Here is an 18,533-nt window from a genome sequence, read left to right as displayed (position 1 = left end):
GTTCCGGTTGCCCGCCCCGTGGCCGCTGACGCAGGCTGGGTGTGGCCGCTGGGAGTGTTCGTGCTCGCGCTGATACCCCGTTTGCTCGATCTCGGCAGCCGGCCCTTCTGGCTCGACGAAATTTTTACGCTTAACCGGGCTTCGCTGACTCCCGGCGCGCTGATTCTCGACTCGTTTCAAAATCATCACATGCCGAGCTTTTTTCTCATGCTCGCCCCGCTGACCCATCTGGCCCATGCGCAATTCTGGCTGCGCTTGCCCTCTGCCTTGTTCGGGGCGGCGGCGGTGGCGCTGGTCTTCGTAATCGCCTCCCGGGTGGCGGGGCGGCTGGCGGGGGTGGTGGCGGCGCTGGTGCTGGGCCTCTCGCCCACGGTGCTCGCTTTTGCGCAGGAGGCGCGCTCCTACACTTTGATGATGACGCTGGTCCTAATCGCTTTGTATGGCGTGGTGCGGCTGGCGCAGAACCTTCCCGCCGCGGCGGAGGGCTGGCGCGGAACTGAGCGCGCGGGCTGGCTCTGCTTCACGCTGGGCACGGCGGCGGCGCTGGATGTGCTGGGGGATGCGCTGCCATGGCTGCTCGCGGCCAATCTCATTTTTCTTTGCCTGCTGCCCTTCGCTCCGGCGCCCGGGCGCCTCGCCCGCCAATTGCTTGGCGCGGATGCCATGATCGCCACGCTCACTGTGCCGTTTTATGCCTTGATGCTGCATTTTCAGCAGCAGAGCGTGACCTATAGCCTGGGCTGGATCCCGCCGCTGGATGCGGGGCGGCTTTGGTATACTCTTGGCTCTGTCTATCTCATGCATGTGGCGGATTGGGTGTCCTTCCGCTTTTTGCATCACGGCGCTCTGCCGGGTGTGGTCTGGCTGGTGGACGCCCTGCTGTTGTCGGCCCTCGCGGCGGCGGGATGGCGGCTGCGCCGTGGTCCGGCGATGCTGGTCACGCTGGGCATCGCCTTTCTCTTTCTGCCTTGCCTGTTCATCGTGATCTCGCTCTGGCACCCGGTGCTATTGCCCCGCTACCTGCTCTGGAGCGCCGCGCCCTTCGCCATTCTCACCGGGATCGGGATGGCCTCGCTACTGGAGGGCTGGTCCACGCCCCGCGCGCGCCTCGCCATGCTGGGGCTGGCAGGGCTCTTCCTCGTCAATCTTCTCCCGTATTACCATAACGAAACCAAGCCGCGCTGGGACGTGGCGGCGGGAATGCTCGCCCAGGAGATGCAGCCGGGAGATGTGCTCTATCTTTCCGATAACGGCGCTTTGCCCATTCTCAAATATTATCTGCCCGCCACGGCCCAGGCGATGGCGCTGAACAATACCGCCGGTAATCTCACCCAGGCGGAGCAGGCGCTGGCGGCGGGCAAGCGGGTCTGGGTGGTGTACGGCCATGCCGGACAGACCGTCGCCACACCCCGGGAATTTTACGCTGGGGTGAAAAGCATGGGCACGCCAAACCTCGTGGAGGCGGCGGGCAAACGCATCACCATCGCGCTCTTCGATCCCTCCGCCCAGCTGGCGAGCTGCACGGCACTCGGCCAGCAGATCGGTCTTTGCAGTTAGCGCTATTTCTCGACGAAGGCTTTCTCGACCACATATTGGCCGGGTTCTGAATGGTTGCCCTCAGCGAACCCCCGGGCCTTTAAAATTGTTTGTAAATCGCCGAGCATGGCGGGGCTGCCGCATAGCATGACGCGATAATCCTCTTTGTTGAGCTTAGGCAGGCCGAGATCCGCTTCGAGCCTGCCTTGCTCGAGCAGAGAGGAAATGCGCCCGTTATGCTTGAACGGCTCGCGAGTCACGGTGGGATAATAAAGGAGTTTTTCCCGCGCCAATTCACCGAACACCTCATCGGAAAGCAGGTTTTCCACGGCCTCGCCGCCATAGCCGAGCTCGGCGATATGGCGGCAGCCATGCACGAGGATGATCTTCTCATAGCGATCATAGGCTTCCGGATCCTTGATGATGCTGATGAAGGGGGCAAGGCCGGTGCCGGTGCCGAGCAGTAGCAGGTATTTGCCGGGCGTCAGGTTGTCCTGGATCAACGTGCCGGTGGGCTTCCCACCAATGATCACCTCATCGCCCGGCTGGAGTTTTTGCAGATGCTGGGTCAGAGGCCCATCCGGCACCTTGATCGAAAAGAATTCCAGCTGATCCTCGTAATTGGCGCTGCACAGGGAGTAGGCACGCAACAGCGGGCGGCCGCCGATTTTCAGTCCGATCATGACGAACTGGCCATTGAGAAACCGCAAAGCGGGATTGCGGGTCGTGGTGAAGCTGAACAGTCTCTCCGTCCAGTGGCGGACGGATTTTACGGTCTCGGTATAGGTCGACGCCAACGATTCTTGCTCCGCTGAATTCCGCGCGTCCTTATAGGGTTTTTACGCCAATGTTAACCGTGGCACGGGCAAATCTGACCGCCAAAAACAGAGGCCGGTCCATGCGCGGGCGGATCGGGACATGCGGATTGGCGGGGTGAGCGGAAATGGAGTAGAATTTGGCAGAATGATGATTGAAAGCGAAATAACTCTTCCGAGAGCCCGGCCCAAGCGAGATATTCCGATGAGCAAAGGGGAGCCTCTCCCGGCGGAATTTGCCGCGTTTCACCCGCTGCCGCCACCGCCGCCCGCAGCGCACCCCGCATTGGCGCCGTTTTTTCTTCGCCACGCCGCCGAGACCATTTGGGCGCTGCGCCAGGGGGTTGAACCCGCCCTGGCCCGTGCCGCCGCCGCCCGTGCCGCCGCGCAGTTTGTCATGGCGGAGTGGGACGAGCTGCCGGACGCTGCCCGCGCCGTTCTGCCGGATTGGGTCAGGCCGATGGCGGCGGAGGTTTCGCCCGGCCCGGCCCGGCTCCAATCGCTGTTCGGGCTGGCGCCGGATGCGGCGGCGCGGCTGCACGGGCTTTGGTGTCTGCTTGGCACCGCCGATGCGCTGATGGAGACGGGCGGGGATATCCGCCTCGCCCGCGACCCTAAAACCGCGCTCAACGGCTATGGATGCAGCCACCGTCCGCGCCCCTGGGCGATCACCTTCGCCTCCTCTACCGCCTCATCTTCCTCCGAACGCGGTTATATAGCGGCGGACAGGGCGCGGCTTGCCGTGACCGCCGCGCTACTGAGCGGCCAGCCCGCTCGGCAGGCGGTGAGTGCCAGCATCGGCCGGGCGCGGCGCGGCATCGCCCGCGCTTTCGGCCTGCGCGCGGATGAGAAGATCGTCCTCGCCGCCTCTGGCACCGATACGGAATTGCTGGCCCTGGCGCTCTCCCATTTGGCGGGGACGGATAAGCCGATCCAGAACATTCTCATCGCTCCGGAGGAGACCGGGCGTGGCGTGCCGATGGCCGCGCGGGGCCTGCATTTCGCGGTGGATACCGCATTGGGGCACGAGGTGGCTTGTGAGGCGCCTATTGAAGGCTTCCGCCCTGATACCATGCTTACCAATATCAGCCTGCGCGACCCAGCCGGAGTGGCGCGGCCGCTGAGTGTGGTGGAGGCAGAGGCCGAGGCGGCGCTGCGGGACGGATTCATGGCGGGGCGGCGGGTGATTCTCCATGGGCTCGATCTTTCCAAGACCGGGCTGCTGGCGCCTTCGCCCGCCTGTCTGGCGCGGCTACGAGAGATTTACGGCGCGGAATTCGACATCGTGGTGGATGCTTGCCAGGCGCGGCTCTCCCCTGCCTCGGTGCGGGTCTATCTCGCTCTCGGCGCCACGGTGCTGATCACTGGCTCAAAATTCTTCACCGGCCCGCCTTTCGCCGGCGCGGCGCTGCTGCCCGCCACGGTGGTGGCGCGGTTGCGCACGGGCGTGTTGCCCGCCGGGCTCGCGGCCTATTTTAACCAGGACGAATTTCCTCCCGGCGTCGCCGCGGCGCGCGGCCTGCCTGCCGGCGGCAATTACGGCCTTGCCTTGCGCTGGCACGCGGCGCTGGCGGAAATCCACGCTCTATTGCGGGTGCCCCCCGCCCACCGCGCCGCTATCCTTCAAGGCTTCGCCCAGGCGGTGGCACAGGGGGCTGCGCGCGTGCCCGGGCTGGCCCTGCTGCCCGCGCCGCCGTTTGGCCGCCACGAGGACGAGGAGGGCTGGGAGCGCCTGCCCAGCATCTTCACCTTTGCCCTGCGCGCCCCCCACGCGCCCGAGCGTTTTCTTACCCCCGCCGAGGCCCGGCAGGTCTATGTTTGGCTCAACACCGATCTTTCGCCCTGGCTTGAGACTGAGGCGGAACTAGCCGCGCGCATCTGCCATATCGGCCAGCCGGTGCCCCTCCCCCAGCCGGGAGGCGGTGGGCAGATGGGGGCGCTGCGCGTGTCCGCCGGGGCGCGGCTGATCTCGGGAGAACCCTCCCATCAAGCTTTGCCGCCGCGCGCCCGGCTAGCGCGGGAGTTTGCCGATATCGGTGTGGTTTTCGCCAAAATTGCCTTGATTTTGCGTCATTGGCGGCATTTGGCGGCGGCGGACCCCAGCCCCTCCTACCGCGCCCGCGCCGCGCCCATGACTTGCGAACCCGTCTCTTGAAGACCATGGCGGGACATGGTGCAGTCTCGCCATGGTAAAGTTGGATAAAATTTATACGCGCGGCGGCGATCAAGGCGAGACCTCGCTGGGTGATGGCAAGCGTGTCGCCAAATCCTCGGCGCGCATTGCCGCTCTGGGCGAGGTGGATGAGGCTAACGCCGCTCTCGGCCTCGCCCGTTTGGAGGCCGACGCGGCCCTGGATACGGTGCTTGCCCATATCCAGAATGATCTGTTCGATCTCGGTGCGGATCTCTGCACGCCCATCGCCGCAGATGAACCCCCCGCCTTGCGCATCGTGCAGCCGCAGGTCGACTGGCTGGAGGCGCGTATCGATGCGCTGACGGCGGAGATGGCTCCACTTTCCTCCTTCATCCTTCCCGCTGGCAGTCCAGCGGCGGCCCGGCTGCATTTCGCCCGCACGGTGGCGCGGCGGGCGGAGCGGGCGGTGGTGCGGCTTTTGGAGGAGCCGGAGGAGGCGGTGAACCGGCTGGTCCTGGCCTATCTTAACCGGCTGTCGGATCTGCTATTCGTGCTCGCCCGCGCCGCCAACGGCATGGGCGGGGCGGATGTGCTTTGGGTGCCCGCCGGGGGGCGGCATGGCTGAGCCTGCCGCCAAGGCGGGCTGGAACATCGAAACCGAGTTTGCCGTTGCGCCCGTGGAAGGGCCGCCCCGCAATTTTTTCGCATTTTACGAGGGCGAAAGTTTCGGAGCCTCCGATCGGGGAAGGCTGGCGGTGATCGCGCGCGGGCACGCGGTGGAGGCGGAGGCGGCCCGGGCGGCGCAAGACGCGGCCCAGATCGCCGTGCATGAATTCGCGGAAGGATATTTTGGCGCGCGCTCCACTCTCTCGCCCAAGCGCGCCGCCGCCAGGGCTATGGCCTCGGTGAATCGCTGGCTGGCCGGGCAGGGCAAGGCGGCGCTGCCGCCGGTCTCGCTCTCGGCGCTGCTATTGCGGGGCCGCCGGATCGGGCTGGTGCAATTAGGAACTTGCCAGATGTACCGGCTCCGGCAGGGCGCGCTCACGCCGTTGATGGCGCCGCACATTCATCATGCCGCTTCCGAGGCGCTGCCTGCCCGGGCGCTCGGGCTTTCCCCGGAATTGCCGCTCGATATCGGCGAGGAGGAGGCGGAGCCGGGAGACCAGTTTCTGCTCATCGCCGGGCTGGCGGGGCAAGAGGGCGTGCTGTCCACGCTGGCGCAGGCAACTCATTCCCCCAGCCTCGCCGCCGCCGTGCTGGCGGCGCTGGCGGCTTTGCCCGCGCCGGACAAGGCGGTGATGGCGCTGCGGCTGAACGCGCTGCCCGAAATCGTGCCGGACCCGCCCGCTTTGGTCAGCCTCGCGGCTTTGCCGATCCGCCCGCCGCCGCGCGCGGGCGATGTGTGGGATGATTTCGTCATCGGCTCCGTGCTGTTCCGGGGCCGCTATACCATGCTCGTCGCGGCCTATGACCGGCTCTGCCAGCGCGAGGTGGCGCTGAAGCTGCCTTTGCCTTCCATGTTGCAGGATGAGGTTTTCGCTGCCGGTTTCATGCGGGAGGCCTGGATCGGCGCCGCCGTGCATAGCCCGCATGTGGCACAATATATCAACATTCCGGCATCGCGCCGCACTGCGCTTTATCTCGCCATGCCACTCTATAAGGGCGAGACGCTCGAACACCGTCTTGGCCGTGCTCCACCCCTGAGCCTGCCGGAAGGCATGGGCATCGCCTTCCGGCTTTGCGAGGCGGTGCGGGATCTCGCCGCGATCGACGTGGTGCATCGGGATATCAAGCCCGAGAACGTGATGCTGCTGGAGAGCGGGGAGATCAAGCTGCTCGATCTCGGCCTCGCTTATCTGCCCGGGATCGAGACCGCCAGCGCTGGCGGATCTGGCGGGACCATCCGCTATATGGCGCCGGAATTGCTGAAGGGCGCGCCCGCCAGCAGCCGCACCGAGGTCTACGCCCTCGCCATGACGTTATACCGTATGTTTTCTGGTGGCGCCTTTCCCTTTGGCCAGCACGAGAGATATCCGTTGCAGCGCCTGCGCCCGGACCTGCCTCCCTGGCTGGGCAAGGCGCTTGGGCGTGGGTTGGCGACCCGGCCGGAGGAGCGTTTTGCTGATGCGGCAGAGTTGGCGCAAGCCTTGCGCGCGGGGCTGGAAGGCGGGCGGGATGGCGCCGCGCCCCGCCCGGCCCGGTTAGGCGTGCGGTTCTGGCGAACGCTCGCCTTGCTCTTCGCCGCCTTGTTTTTCCTCACCCTGGCCTGGGCGCTCATATGATCCGGGTGCTTTACATGAGCGATCTGCATATCGAGATGGAGCGGCGGCGCGGCTGGCTCCCCCTGGTCCGGCCAGCACGCCAATCTTTCTACGTGCCGCCGCTGCGGGGCGTGGCGCCACCCGACCTCATCGTGCTGGCGGGCGATATTCATAACGGCTTGCTCAGCGTGGCTTATGCCGACCGCCTGGCCAAGCATTTCAGTGTTCCCGTGGTGCTGGTGGCCGGCAATCACGAATATTATTTCCACGATCTCGACCTGATGCGCCCGCGCCTGGCCGAGGCCGCCGCCGCCACTGGCGGACGGGTGCGGTTTTTGGAGAATGAGCGCTTCGATTTCGAGGTGAGAGGCAAGCGCTTGCATGTGCTGGGCTGCACGCTATGGACAGATTTGGCCCTCAACCGCGATGTCGCCCTCTCCAGCGCTATTGCTGGAGAGCAGTTGAACGATTTCCGCTTCATCGATGCCGGGCGGGCTAGGCTGACGCCCCGTTTGACCGTTGAGCGGCATTTCGCGTCCCGCGCCTGGCTGCATACCCAACTGGAACGGCTGCAAGCGGAGGGGAGCCGAGCGCTGCGGCTCATTGTCACGCATCACGCTCCCGGCCCGGCATTTCTCGGCGCGCGCCAGGGAGCCATCGCTCCGGCCTACGCCTCTGAGCTGCTCCCGGAATTCGCGGCCTCAGCGGCGCCCGCCTTCTGGGTGCATGGCCATACCCATTACCGGCACGAGACCTTCAGCTCCGGCCTGTGGGTGGTCTCCGCCCCGCGCGGCTATGCCCGGGAGAGCGGAAAGGAGGCGCCGCCCTACCAGCCCGGCTTCATGGATCTATGAAGGGACCTCCGGGGACTCATGCGGTCCGGTCCATGCGGGTCATCAATTCAGCGATTTCCTCAGCCGGAAGGGAAGAGCGAACCGCGATCCCGAGCACGATCAGGCTCCAAACCGTGAGCACCGCCACCCCCGGCCAGAAGCCCAGCAGCCCATAGCCGCCGCCAATGCCACCCAGGGCAGAAATGAGCCATACGCCGCCGAACCAAGGCAGCAGCCAGGCGATGTAGCGCCAACCAAAGCCTGCTGGCGGTTTACGCGCGATGAAATGGTAATGCACGGCATAGACGGCGAAGCCCAGGGCGATGATGAGGAACAACACCGAATTGGTGCGGAAGCCGGTCCAATAGACCACCCAATTGCTGCAGATAAAGGCGACCGGGGCCAGGATCGTCGCGCCCTTCAACCGGAAGGGCCGCGCCAGCTCCGGGTGGCTGCGGCGCAGAACGAGCAGAACCACGGGGCCGAGCCCATAGGTCAGTACGGTGGTCGAGGTGATATATCCCACCATCAATTGCCAGGCGGGGAAGGGCAGGAGGAACAATACCCCAACCACCCACATCACCAGCACCGCGAACCAGGGCGCATGAACCTTATTGAGAGCGGTCAGCCGCTTCGGCCCGGTCTTGGTTTCGCCCATAGCAAAAAGAATGCGCGACCCGGCGGTGAAATACATCAGACCGGTGCCGCCGGGGGAAATATAAGCGTCGATATAAAGCAGGGCCGCCAGCCAGCCGAGGCCGAGCGTGGCGGCGATACCGGCGAAGGGGCCGGCCTGGCCCGAAAAGCTGAGATTGTTCCAGCCATGGGCGAGATCCGCGGGGCTGAGGGCGAACAGGAAAGCCAGTTGCAGCAAGATGTAAAGCGCCGCCGAGAGCAGGACCGAGCCGATGACGGCGAGGGGGATGTTGCGGCTGGGATTGGCGCTCTCACCGCCGAGGTCGATGGCGGTGCGAAAGCCGATGAAGCTGAACACCACGCCCGCCATTGGCAAAGCGGTGAAGATGCCATCGAAGTGGTAGGTCCCCGGCGCGGCGGCCATCACGCCCCAACGGGTGCTAGCGGCGATGAGGGCGATCACGGTGAGCAGCGGAACCGCGATCTTCCAGAGCGTCACCACCGAGTTGATGCTCAGCAGCAGGCGCACGGCCAGTAAATTGAGCGCGCCGAACAGTCCAAGAAGCAGGGCGCAAACTACGAACCCCGTGAAGGTCAGCAGGCCGGCGCTGCCCGGCTGGATGAAATAGGGCAAATAATTGTTGGCGTAGGTGACGACCGCCTCCGCCTCCACCGCCGGCACCGGCACATAGGCGAGGAACAGGATCCAACTCCAGATTCGCGCCAGCCCCTCGCCGTGGCTGGCATGGCTCATATGCACGAGCGCCCCGCTCCGCGGAAAAAGAGCGCCCAGCTCCGCGAAGCAAAGGGCGATGAGCATCATGATCACCGCGCCGATCACCCAGCTCCAGATGCTCAGCGGCCCGGCGAGGCGGGCGGCATGGTAAGCGCCGAACAGCCAGCCCGAACCGATGATGCTGGTGGTGCTGGCGAATAACAAGGCGAAGAAATGGGCATCGCGCTTGAGCGCGCCGGGTGTGGCTGAAACGGGTGATGAATTCATTTTCCCTCCGGCGTTTTTAGCGCTGCCCGGTTGGCGCCGGGTGTAGCGATTTAAGGTTCCGATGGGGCTTGGTTTACGCGGCCATGGCCCGCGCGGGCAAGGGTTGTGAAGCTAAACGCGCAATTTAACTTAAAAATGAAGATATTGAAACAAAATCTATAGCCCAGCCGAAATATTAGGGCATTAATCTTGTCCTGGATTGAAACGAACTCCAATCTCTCTATCTGCCATAGAGTGACCTTGGGGGGAAAATGATCCGCACGATGGGCTTCAGAACAATTGCCATCATCGCCGGGTTGGGTGGTCTATTGTTTGGATATGATACCGGTGTGATCTCAGGCGCCCTGCTTTATATCCGCCATAGTTTCCATCTCTCGCAAAATCTCCAAGGTCTGGTCGTGGCGATCACGCTGGGCGGCGCGGCCTTTGGCGCCGCTGTCGCCGGCCCGCTCTCGGATCGTCTGGGCCGGCGGATCGTGCTGCTGGTTACGGCGCTCCTCTTCATCGTCGGCGCGCTGATCTGCGCCTTCGCGCCTGGTTTGGGCGTGCTGCTCGCGGGGCGCACAATCGTGGGGGTGGCCATCGGCGTTGCCTCCATGCTCACGCCGCTTTATTTGTCCGAGATGGCGCCCCGGCAAAAGCGCGGCGCCATCGTCACGATCAATCAAATCTTTGTCACCGTCGGGCTGTTCCTTTCTTATATCTTCGATTACGCGCTGACTTATCTGCCCCAAGGGGCCGGCCGGGCGGAGGATTTGATCTGGCGTGCGATGCTAGGCGTCGCGGGGGTGCCCGGCGTCCTGCTTTTCCTGGGAATGTTGATCCTGCCGGAAAGTCCGCGCTGGCTGCTGGCCCATGGCCGGGAAGACAAGGCGCGGGATGCCTTGCAGCGTCTGCGTCCCAATACCGACCCTTCGCGGGAATTCGACACGCTGCGCGAGGAAATTTCTTCGGAAAGCCAAGGCAATGTCCCCTGGAGCCAGGTCTTCCAGGGAAACGCGCGGATGCCTTTGATCATTGGCGCTGGGCTGGCGATTTTTCAGCAAATCACCGGTATCAATACGGTTATTTATTTTGCGCCTGTAACTTTCAAGGATAGCGGCATCGCATCGACGCCGGGGGCCATTCTCGCCACGGCGGGCATCGGTTTTCTGAATATGGTCCTCACCGTCATTACCGCGCGTTTGCTGGACCATGCCGGACGCAGAAAAATGCTGCTCCTCGGCCAGGCCGGCATGTTTCTCTCTTTGCTGGTGCTCGGAGTCTGTTTCGGCATCAGCGCTCAGGCGGCGCAGCCCCAGCTCATTGGCTGGGTGATCTTCGCCTTCATCGCCATTTATGTCGGGTTCTTTGCCATCGGCCTGGGACCGGTGTTCTGGCTGCTGATCTCGGAAATTTTTCCGCTCGCGGTCCGCGCGCGCGGCATGAGCATCGCAACCATCCTCAACTGGCTCTTCAACATGCTGGTTTCGTTCACCTTTCTTGACCTCACCAGTGCAATCGGGCGCAATGGCACGTTTTTCCTTTATGCCGGGCTGACCGCGATTTCCATCGTCTTCACATTCTATCTTGTTCCCGAAACCAAGGGCCGGTCACTGGAGCAAATCGAGGCGAAGCTGCACGGCTGACGCGCGGCCGCCGAAAGGAGATTATTCCAGCGCGCCCCGCCCCAGAGCCGGGCGAACCGCCAGCAGCGCCCCACCCGCGACGAGATAGAGGGCGACGATATAAGGCCAAAGATTGCCGGGATAGGCGGGGACGGGGTAGACGGAATTATAAAGCGGCCAGAGGAGAATGGCGGTGCCGATGGCGCCGAACAACATCCATATCTGTTTTTTTGCGCGCGCGGCATCCGTGGCCTCCGCCAGGGTGACCCCCATGTAAACGAGGATGAGAGCCAGCGTGCCGATGGTGCCGACCGCCCCGTAATAATTTCCAGCCCCCATCATCGGCGCCCACAGCACCAAACCCGCGATCATGACAACGCCCATGACCACCACGGCACCGGCGGGCGTACCATGGCGTTTATGGGCAAGGCCAATTTTGGGGGAGAGCCCCGCCCGCCCGAGCGCGAACAACATGCGCGAGGCCGCGCTCAGACTGCCGAGCGCGCAGGAGAAGGCGGAAATGGCGGCGGCGATGTCGAGCAGCGTGGCAAATTCCCGCGAGCCGAAGCGAACCGCTAGCGTATTCAGCGGCGTGCTGTCCCCCGCCAAGGATTTGACATTGGCCAGACCGTACCCAACGACCTCGACGTAAGAGCCGAAGACATAGAAGAGCCCGGCAAGAATCACGGAGCCCAGCACGGCGATGGGAATCGCAAGGTTGGGGTTGCGGGCTTCCTCGCCCAGCGTCGCGGCGCCCTCGAACCCGGCGAAGGAGAGGACGGCGAACACCATGCCATAACCGATTCCGGACCAGCCATAGCCGGGGTCGGGTGTGAAGGGGACGGCGCTGAGGCCCCCCATCGCCCCCACGGCCTTGAGCACGATGATGCCGAGCACGACGATGGCGAGAACGGAAAGCCCCTCGAGCACCAGCATCAGCCGCGCCGCCAGCCGCATATCCCGGTAGGCGAGCACCATGGCGATGACCACTGCCAGCACGCTATCGAAAATCCAGAGGCCGGGCAGGGCAATATTATAATTGGCCAAGGCGGCATCTATGAAATTCCCCACCAGCGCGGCGGTGCCGGTTCCGTAGGTGAGATAGGTGAGCAACAGCGCCCAGCCGGTGAGAAACCCGGCGCGGGGGCCGAACTCCTTGGTGATATAGGCATAGGCAGAGCCCGCATGGGCCACGCGCCGGGAGAAGGCGACAAAAGACAGCCCGACGATCGCCAGCGCGATCGTACCGACGAGAAAGGTAAGCGGCGCCGCATGGCCAGCCACACCGGCGGCGAGCGTGACATTGAAGGCGACCGCCATGGTCGGCGCGATGATCGAGATGGACAAGGCCACCGCCTCGATGACGCCGAGATTGCGTTTGAGGCTGGCAATCTCGGCGCTTTGGCTGGATACTCCGATATTGGTCACAATTTATGCCTCCTTCCTGCTTTTGTTTATCCTTGTGAGTCCCTTGCGGATTCCCCGAGTTCGGCCAGAAATTCCTGGGTGGTTACCTGGCGGCAATACCCCTTGATGGTGGCGAGCGTCCGCCCGTGCCGCTCCTCGCTCAACGTGGCGCAGGCATCCGTCACCATCGTCACGAGATAGCCGAGATCACAGGCATCGCGGATCGCGCTTTCCACGCATTGGTCGGTGAGAAATCCCGAAACGATGAGGTAACGGGTGCCGAGATTGCGCAGCACATAGTCGATCTGCGTGGAAATGAACACGCTGGAGGAGGTCTTCGGCAGGATGATCTCATCCTCCTCCGGCCGGATCGCGTCGAAAACCTTGCCATCCCAGGAGCCGCGCGGCACGCTGAACCCCGTGATCTTGTAATCCAGGCTGCGGTCCCGCCCATCCTTGGTGAGGTTTTCGATGACCGTGTACATCACCTCGATTCGCCGCCGCCGGCAGGCTTCCTGCAGCCTCACCATATTGGGCAGGGTCTCGCGCTCTATCGTTTCAAAAAAATATCCGAACCGGGCTGTGAACTCATCCGGATCCATGCCCACGTATTCGCCGCCATTCCGGTGGGTATTGAAGTTTTGTACGTCTATGAAGAGCAGCGTCGCGGCTTCAGGCTCGACGGGCAAATCACGGCTCAACGGGTGGTGGCCCACGACGCCTCCTTCTCTTGATCCCCAAATGTCCATCTGGCGTCACAAACCTGCCTTGCAACGCATCCGGATATTGCGCATCATTTTGTTATGAATTCAAAAATTAGGCAATGCCGGACTTCGCCCAAACGGGACGCCTTTCTCGCCAGGAATTGCGCCAATGATGCGTAATCTTCCCGCAGGTCAAGCCGAACAGGTCCACCGCACCGGAAGTGGGAACGATCCGGGGGCGGCGCTACTCATCTCGCTCATCGATTGCGCTGGCGTTACGCGCGGCAAGACCGTGCCGCTGGCCCGCGCCCCCTCCGCCGCGGCCAGCGGTCTCGGCGCGTCTCCCTCCTGGGCGTTGTTCTGCGTGGATAACGCCATTGCCTGGATCCCTTCCATCACGCCGGTGGGGGATCACCGCCTGCGGGCTGACATGAATGCCGCGCTCCGGCTTGATGAGCGGCTCACCTGGGCGCCGGCGGAAGTATGGGAGCAGGAGGGCGGCCGCGCCTTCTGGTGCGCCCGGTCGTTGCTGCGCGCCCAAATGGTGGCGCTCGCCGCCGAGGGGATCGATGTGAAATCAGCGGGAGAGATAGAATTTGTTCTCCTTCCCAACGGTGAGGCGGGCGAGACGGGCTGGCAGGCCTATGGTGTCGGCCCGCTTCTCGACCAGGAAGGCTTCGTGACGGAGGTGATCGAGAGCTTCGAGCGGCTGGGGCTCGGCCTTGAACAATTCCATTCCGAATACGGTGATGGGCAATACGAATTGTCACTCGCCCCGGCTGATCCGGTGGCGGCGATGGACAAGATCGCGCTCTCGCGCATCCTGCTCGGACGCATCGCCCGCCGCCATGGCTGCCGCGTCAGCCTCTCGCCTTTGCCTTTCGCCGGCGGGACCGGCAACGGCGCCCATATCCATTTTTCCTTCACCCGTAATGGCGAGCCTTTGCTCGCGGAGGGCAGCGGGCCGCATGGCATCACACCGGAGGGCGGGGCGATGATGGGCGGCATCATTTGCCATCTACCCGAGATGGTTGGATTGTTGGCACCCTCGATCCTTTCGCCCGCCCGGCTCCAGCCTGGCCGCTGGGCCGGCGCCTTCGCCTGTTGGGGGCGGGAGAATCGCGAGGCCGCCTTACGGTATTGCGCCGCCAATCCTGGCAATCCCGGTGGCGCGCATCTGGAGATCAAATGCGTCGATCCCTCGGCCAATCCTTATATCGCTGCCGCCACCATCCTCGCCATGGCGCGCGCCGGGCTCGAGGCCGGGCTGGCCTTGCCGCCGGAAGTGGAGGCCGATCCCGCGGCGCTGAGCGCGGAGGAGCGGGAGGCGCGCCAGATCCTTCCCCTGGGCGGCGATCCGCAGGCGATCCTGAAGCGATTGGAGGAAAGCCCTCTCGCGCGCCGCTGGCTCGACCCGCAAATGCTGGCCGCCCTGCTCGCCGTGCGGTGGCATGAGCTGGAACGATACGGCGGCCAGCCCCTGGAAGACGTAACGAGCGCGCTCCGCTTCGCCTGGTCCGTCTAGCTCGCCGGTTTCGCTTGAGTGCCGGGGCCGGTTGGGAAATACTCGCCCTTGCCGCTTAAGGGGAGGAAAAAATGGACGTGAACGATACGCAGGCGTTCTGGATCGATCGCGGCGCGCCCGGCCGCGCCCCGGCGCGTATCTGCATAACCGGTCCGGCGGCGATTACCGCCATCGAGGCTGCGGGAATGGAAGGGCTCCTCCCCGCCTGGACCTATCATGGCTGCCTGCGCTTGGCCGCCGCGCGGCACCCGGACAAAATCGCCAATATTTTCCTGGCCGATGCGCGGCCTGAAACCCCTCCCCGGATTTTGACCTATGCCGAGCTGATCACGCGCATCGAGCAGGCGGCCAATCTGTTTCATCATCTCGCGGCCGGGGCGCCGAGCGTCGTCTCCGTGCTGGCCCCGGCATTGCCCGAGGCGCTGATCGCGATGTGGGGCGGAGCCATTGCCGGGGCATGCAACCCCATCAACCCGTTTCTCGATATCGCCCATATCGCTAGCATCATGAACGCGGCGGGCAGCACCGTGTTGGTGACCGCCCATGCCGGGCATGGCGGGGGGGCCTGGCAGCGCCTGAGCGAGCTGGTGGCCAAGGTACCCAGCCTGCGCGCCGTGCTGACCATAGACGCCGCCCGCGCGGATGAGGAGGATTTCGCCGCCCCCCTGCGGACCATGCCCAAGGGCGGGCTGAGTTTCACCCCTGATCCCGACCCTGGCCGTGTCTCAGCCTATTTCCACACGGGCGGCACCACCGCCGCGCCCAAGCTGGTGCGCCACACCCAGCGCGGCCAGTTGCTCAACGCTTGGCTGAGCGCTGCCTTCATTGGACCGGAGGAGGATGAAATCATCGGCCATGGCATGCCGAATTTCCATGTCGGCGGCGCCATTTTGCTCTCCCTGCGCGCTTTCATCATGGGCCAGACTCTGCTCACCTTGACCCCTGCGGGATTTCGCGACCAAGGGGTGGTTCGTAATTTCTGGGACATCGCCCGCCGGCACCGGATGACCTCGGTCGCCTGTGCGCCGACCAGCGCGGCGATGCTGATGACGGTGCCGGACGTTACCTCCGAGGGGCATTGCCTGCGTACCTTTTCCACCGGCGGCGGCGCCATGCCGCGCAGCCTCGGCTACGCCTTCGCCGACCGTTTCGGCATCGACCTGCATGAACTATGGGGGATGACGGAATTCCAAGGCATTCTCGGCACTCAGCCTTGGGGTAAGGCCAAGCCGCGCATCGGCTCGGTTGGGCTGGTGGTGCCGTTTCATCGCGCCCTGGTGGCCCGCCTGGAGGACGGCGTGTTCAAGGAGGCGATGCCACCGGGCGAAAAAGGGGTGCTATTGCTCACCGGCCCATGCATGACGCCCGGTTACCTGGACGAGGCGGCCAATAAATCCCTGTTCGTGCGCGGCATGCCGGATGGGCGGCGCTGGCTGGATAGCGGCGATGTCGGCGCGCTCGACGCCGATGGCTTCGTCTGGCTGTATGGGCGGCAGAAGGATCTGATCGTCAGAGGCGGCCATAATATCGATCCCGGCCTGGTGGAGGATGTGCTGAGCCGTCATCCGGCGGTGGAGATCGCCGCCGCCGTGGGCCAGCCCGATGATCTGAAGGGCGAATTGCCCGTCGCCTATGTGCAACTCAGGCCCGGCGCGACGGTGACGGAAGCCGAATTGCTGGCGCTTTGCCATGCCGAAGTGGCGGAGCGGGCGGCGGTGCCTGTGGAGATCATCGTCATCGACAACATTCCCGTCACGGCGGTTGGCAAGATTTTCAAACCCCCGCTGCGTTTGGATGCGATGGCCCGGGTCGTGCGCGCCCGGCTGGCGCAGCTGGCGGGGCCGGAGCACGGCTGCCCGGTGGAGGCGAGGGAGACCGCGGCCCGCCCCGCGGTATGCGTCACCCTGCCGAATGGCGCGGAGGACCTCGCCGGGCGGCTGCGCGAGGCCTGCGCCGGATTTAATTTCGAATTGATCGTCGAGAGGGCGGGTTTGAGCCGCTGAGGGGAGTGGCGGAGGGTTGCCAGCAGGCCAGCGCCGCCCCGCCCACCACCAATAACGCGGCCAGCGCCAAGGCGAGGCTGGCCGGGGCGTGGCCGGTGAGCACCAGCAACAAGGTGGAGACCAGCGGAGCCAGGTACGAGAGCGCGCCGAGCAAAGGCAGATTGCCGTGCTTGGTCGCTTGGTCCCAGGCGAGAAAGGCGAGCCCCACCGGCCCTACCCCCCAGCGCTATCACCGCCGCCCCTTCCCCGCCGCGCGGCCAGACCGTGCGCTCCAGCCCGCAATGGGCGAGCGCTCCGGCCAGCGCCACCGCGCCGCATACGCCAATCAGCATTTCGCTCGGGATATTGGCGAAGCGCCGGTTGAGAACAGAATAGCCCGACCACACCAGGGCGCAGCCAAAGGCGGCGATATAGCCGAGCGCCCCATGCGCCAGTGGCGCCGTCCCGCCCCGCCCGGCGAAGATCAGCGCCGTGCCGGCGAGGCCAAGCCCGGCCCCGGCGATATGCCATGGGCGCAGCCCGGCGCCGCCCGGCAGCAAAGCCGAGAACAGAACGATGAATAGCGGCCAGAGATAGGCGATAAGGCTGGCCTGGGCAGGCGGAATGGCCGCGAGGGCAAAAAAATAAAGCGCATGATACAGAAACAGCCCGGCAAAAGCGGTGAGCCACGGCGCCAGAGGCTGGCGGAGGCGGCGCAGGCTTTGCCGTCCGCGCAGCGCCAGGACGCCCAGCCCGGCGAGGAAGGCGACGCCGAAGCTCAGGCTGAGCAATTCAAAAGGCGGGATACCGCGCGCGCTGACGGTGAGCAGGGCCAGTCCGGCCCAGAAGGCGATGGCGAGCCCGCCCAAAGCGGTGGCGCCCGCCCGGGCCTTCGCCGCGCTCATTCCGCCATGGCGGAGGCTTCGGAGCGGGTAGAGGAGACCCGCGCCGCCAGCGAGGCCGCCAAAAACGGGTCGAGCGCGCCATCCAGAACCGCGGCGGGATTGCCGGATTCATGATTGCTGCGCAGATCTTTCACGAGCTGATAGGGCGCCAGCACATAAGAGCGGATCTGGTGGCCCCAGCCGATATCGGTCTTGGCTGCCTCGGTCGCCGCCGCCGCCGTCTCGCGCTTTTGCAGCTCCATCTCATAGAGGCGGGCCTTTAGCATGTTCATGGCGGTGGCGCGGTTGCGGTGCTGGGAACGGTCCGTCTGGCAGGCCACGATGATGCCGGTGGGCATATGGGTGATGCGGATGGCGGATTCGGTTTTATTGACATGCTGGCCGCCCGCGCCGGAGGCCCGGAACGTGTCCACCTTGAGGTCGGCGGGGTTGATCTCGATCTCGATCGAATCATCCACCACCGGGTAGACCCAGACCGAGGCGAAGCTGGTCTGCCGCCGCGCGTTGGCGTCGAATGGCGAGATGCGCACCAGCCGGTGCACGCCGGATTCGGTCTTCAGCCAGCCATAGGCGTTCGGGCCGGAGATCTGGATGGTCATGGATTTGATCCCGGCCTGCTCGCCCTCGGACTCCTCCATGATCTCGGTTTTATAGCCCTTGCGCTCGGCCCAGCGCAGGTACATCCGCGCCAGCATCTGCGCCCAATCCTGCGCCTCGGTGCCGCCTGCCCCGGCATTGATCTCGACGAAGGCATCGCGGCTGTCCGCCTCGCCGGAAAGCAGCGATTCGAGTTCCTTCTCGCGGGCGGTGGCGGCCAGGCGTTCCAGCGTCGCCATGCCGTCCTTCACCATCGCCTCGTCGCCTTCTTCCTCGGCGAGTCCGATCAACTCCATCGTGTCTTTGGCCTCGGTTTCTATGGCTCTAACCCCGTCCACCATCGAGGACAGGCGGTTGCGCTCGCGCATCACCTCCTGGGCGGTATCGGCGTTATTCCAGAGATTCGGGTCCTCGGCCCGGTGATTCAGCTCGGCGAGTTTGAGAACAGCGGCATCCCAGTCAAAGATGCCTCCTCAGCAGCGCGACCGAGCGGCCGATCTGCTCATTCAGTTGGTGGGATTCAGCGGACATGCGCGGGATATAGGCGCAACCCGCCTGCTTGGGTAGGGAGGCGGGCGGCTTGCCAAT

The 18,533-nt window shown here is 64.7% G+C and carries 14 protein-coding genes and 1 pseudogene; 8 read left to right on the top strand and 7 right to left on the bottom strand.

Annotation, left to right across the window (positions count from 1 at the left end; genetic code table 11):
• Window positions 1-18: 18 nt before the first annotated feature.
• Window positions 19-1,557, top strand: coding sequence for a glycosyltransferase family 39 protein (locus tag M7H45_RS07830; protein ID WP_298215819.1), 1,539 nt, complete (start codon window positions 19-21; stop codon window positions 1,555-1,557).
• A 2-nt stretch (window positions 1,558-1,559) separates the two neighbouring features.
• On the opposite strand, the gene M7H45_RS07825 is transcribed toward M7H45_RS07830, so the two are convergent.
• Window positions 1,560-2,333 (bottom strand): ferredoxin--NADP reductase, encoded by a 774-nt coding sequence (locus M7H45_RS07825; protein WP_298215818.1) that lies wholly within the window; start codon window positions 2,331-2,333, stop codon window positions 1,560-1,562.
• Window positions 2,334-2,556: 223 nt separating this feature from the next.
• On the opposite strand from M7H45_RS07825, the gene M7H45_RS07820 reads away from it, so the two are divergent.
• Genes M7H45_RS07820 through M7H45_RS07805 form a run of 4 tightly spaced genes read left to right on the top strand, consistent with a single transcriptional unit; the run spans window position 2,557 to window position 7,600 of the window.
• Entirely contained in the window at window positions 2,557-4,506 is a 1,950-nt protein-coding gene (locus tag M7H45_RS07820; protein WP_298215816.1) for a hypothetical protein, read from the top strand.
• Between the two features lie 31 nt (window positions 4,507-4,537).
• Window positions 4,538-5,110, top strand: a complete 573-nt coding sequence (locus M7H45_RS07815; protein WP_298215815.1) for a cob(I)yrinic acid a,c-diamide adenosyltransferase — start codon at window positions 4,538-4,540, stop codon at window positions 5,108-5,110.
• Window positions 5,103-6,767 carry a bifunctional protein-serine/threonine kinase/phosphatase gene (locus M7H45_RS07810; protein ID WP_298215814.1) on the top strand — a complete coding sequence of 555 codons (1,665 nt, stop codon included), beginning with the start codon at window positions 5,103-5,105 and terminating at the stop codon, window positions 6,765-6,767. The genes M7H45_RS07815 and M7H45_RS07810 overlap by 8 nt, the downstream gene beginning before the upstream one ends.
• Window positions 6,764-7,600 carry a metallophosphoesterase gene (locus M7H45_RS07805; protein WP_298215812.1) on the top strand — a complete coding sequence of 279 codons (837 nt, stop codon included), beginning with the start codon at window positions 6,764-6,766 and terminating at the stop codon, window positions 7,598-7,600. The genes M7H45_RS07810 and M7H45_RS07805 overlap by 4 nt, the downstream gene beginning before the upstream one ends.
• 16 nt (window positions 7,601-7,616) lie before the next feature.
• On the opposite strand, the gene M7H45_RS07800 is transcribed toward M7H45_RS07805, so the two are convergent.
• Window positions 7,617-9,218: an APC family permease gene (locus M7H45_RS07800; RefSeq protein WP_298215810.1), complete on the bottom strand. Its 1,602-nt coding sequence runs from the start codon at window positions 9,216-9,218 to the stop codon at window positions 7,617-7,619.
• Between the two features lie 251 nt (window positions 9,219-9,469).
• Between M7H45_RS07800 and M7H45_RS07795 the strand changes: the two genes are divergently transcribed.
• Window positions 9,470-10,846 carry a sugar porter family MFS transporter gene (locus M7H45_RS07795; RefSeq protein WP_298215808.1) on the top strand — a complete coding sequence of 459 codons (1,377 nt, stop codon included), beginning with the start codon at window positions 9,470-9,472 and terminating at the stop codon, window positions 10,844-10,846.
• 21 nt (window positions 10,847-10,867) lie between these two features.
• Here the strand turns inward: M7H45_RS07795 and M7H45_RS07790 are convergent, their stop codons facing one another.
• A complete protein-coding gene (locus M7H45_RS07790; protein WP_298215807.1) occupies window positions 10,868-12,253 on the bottom strand; it encodes an APC family permease in 1,386 nt (461 codons plus the stop codon).
• A gap of 26 nt (window positions 12,254-12,279) precedes the next feature.
• Window positions 12,280-12,921, bottom strand: a complete 642-nt coding sequence (locus M7H45_RS07785; protein ID WP_298215804.1) for an isochorismatase family cysteine hydrolase — start codon at window positions 12,919-12,921, stop codon at window positions 12,280-12,282.
• A gap of 184 nt (window positions 12,922-13,105) precedes the next feature.
• Here M7H45_RS07785 and M7H45_RS07780 point away from each other — a divergent pair, with 184 nt between their 5' ends.
• Together M7H45_RS07780 and M7H45_RS07775 are read left to right on the top strand one after the other, a co-directional pair.
• On the top strand, window positions 13,106-14,461 hold the full coding sequence (locus M7H45_RS07780) for a glutamine synthetase family protein (protein WP_298215802.1): 1,356 nt from the start codon (window positions 13,106-13,108) through the stop codon (window positions 14,459-14,461).
• A gap of 71 nt (window positions 14,462-14,532) precedes the next feature.
• Window positions 14,533-16,464, top strand: a complete 1,932-nt coding sequence (locus M7H45_RS07775; protein ID WP_298215800.1) for an AMP-binding protein — start codon at window positions 14,533-14,535, stop codon at window positions 16,462-16,464.
• Here M7H45_RS07775 and M7H45_RS07770 read toward each other — a convergent pair.
• From M7H45_RS07770 to prfB, 3 genes and pseudogenes are all read right to left on the bottom strand, one after another.
• On the bottom strand, window positions 16,421-16,672 hold the full coding sequence (locus M7H45_RS07770; protein ID WP_298215922.1) for a hypothetical protein: 252 nt from the start codon (window positions 16,670-16,672) through the stop codon (window positions 16,421-16,423). The two genes, M7H45_RS07775 and M7H45_RS07770, sit on opposite strands and share 44 nt — an antisense overlap.
• 310 nt (window positions 16,673-16,982) lie before the next feature.
• Window positions 16,983-17,348, bottom strand: a pseudogene (locus M7H45_RS07765) (EamA family transporter); the annotation flags it as partial.
• Window positions 17,345-18,476, bottom strand: a protein-coding gene (prfB, locus tag M7H45_RS07760; RefSeq protein WP_298215918.1) for a peptide chain release factor 2 whose coding sequence is annotated in 2 segments (ribosomal slippage) — window positions 17,345-18,406 and window positions 18,408-18,476 — 1,131 coding nt in all. Because the reading frame shifts where the segments join, the coding sequence is not laid out codon by codon here. The gene prfB and the pseudogene M7H45_RS07765, both read right to left, overlap by 4 nt.
• Window positions 18,477-18,533: the final 57 nt, after the last annotated feature.

Source organism: Acidocella sp. (assembly GCF_027352905.1).
Lineage (GTDB): Bacteria > Pseudomonadota > Alphaproteobacteria > Acetobacterales > Acetobacteraceae > Acidocella.
Note: the sequence above shows the minus strand (reverse complement) of the source record. Positions and strands in the feature narration are given on the sequence as shown.

Coding starts and splice junctions, on each gene's coding strand:
- M7H45_RS07810 (WP_298215814.1), top strand. CDS start 5,103: ATGGCTGAGCCTGCCGCCAAGGCGGGCTGGAACATCGAAACCGAGTTT.
- M7H45_RS07820 (WP_298215816.1), top strand. CDS start 2,557: ATGAGCAAAGGGGAGCCTCTCCCGGCGGAATTTGCCGCGTTTCACCCG.
- M7H45_RS07815 (WP_298215815.1), top strand. CDS start 4,538: ATGGTAAAGTTGGATAAAATTTATACGCGCGGCGGCGATCAAGGCGAG.
- M7H45_RS07805 (WP_298215812.1), top strand. CDS start 6,764: ATGATCCGGGTGCTTTACATGAGCGATCTGCATATCGAGATGGAGCGG.
- M7H45_RS07795 (WP_298215808.1), top strand. CDS start 9,470: ATGATCCGCACGATGGGCTTCAGAACAATTGCCATCATCGCCGGGTTG.
- M7H45_RS07775 (WP_298215800.1), top strand. CDS start 14,533: ATGGACGTGAACGATACGCAGGCGTTCTGGATCGATCGCGGCGCGCCC.
- M7H45_RS07780 (WP_298215802.1), top strand. CDS start 13,106: ATGATGCGTAATCTTCCCGCAGGTCAAGCCGAACAGGTCCACCGCACC.
- M7H45_RS07800 (WP_298215810.1), bottom strand. CDS start 9,218: ATGAATTCATCACCCGTTTCAGCCACACCCGGCGCGCTCAAGCGCGAT.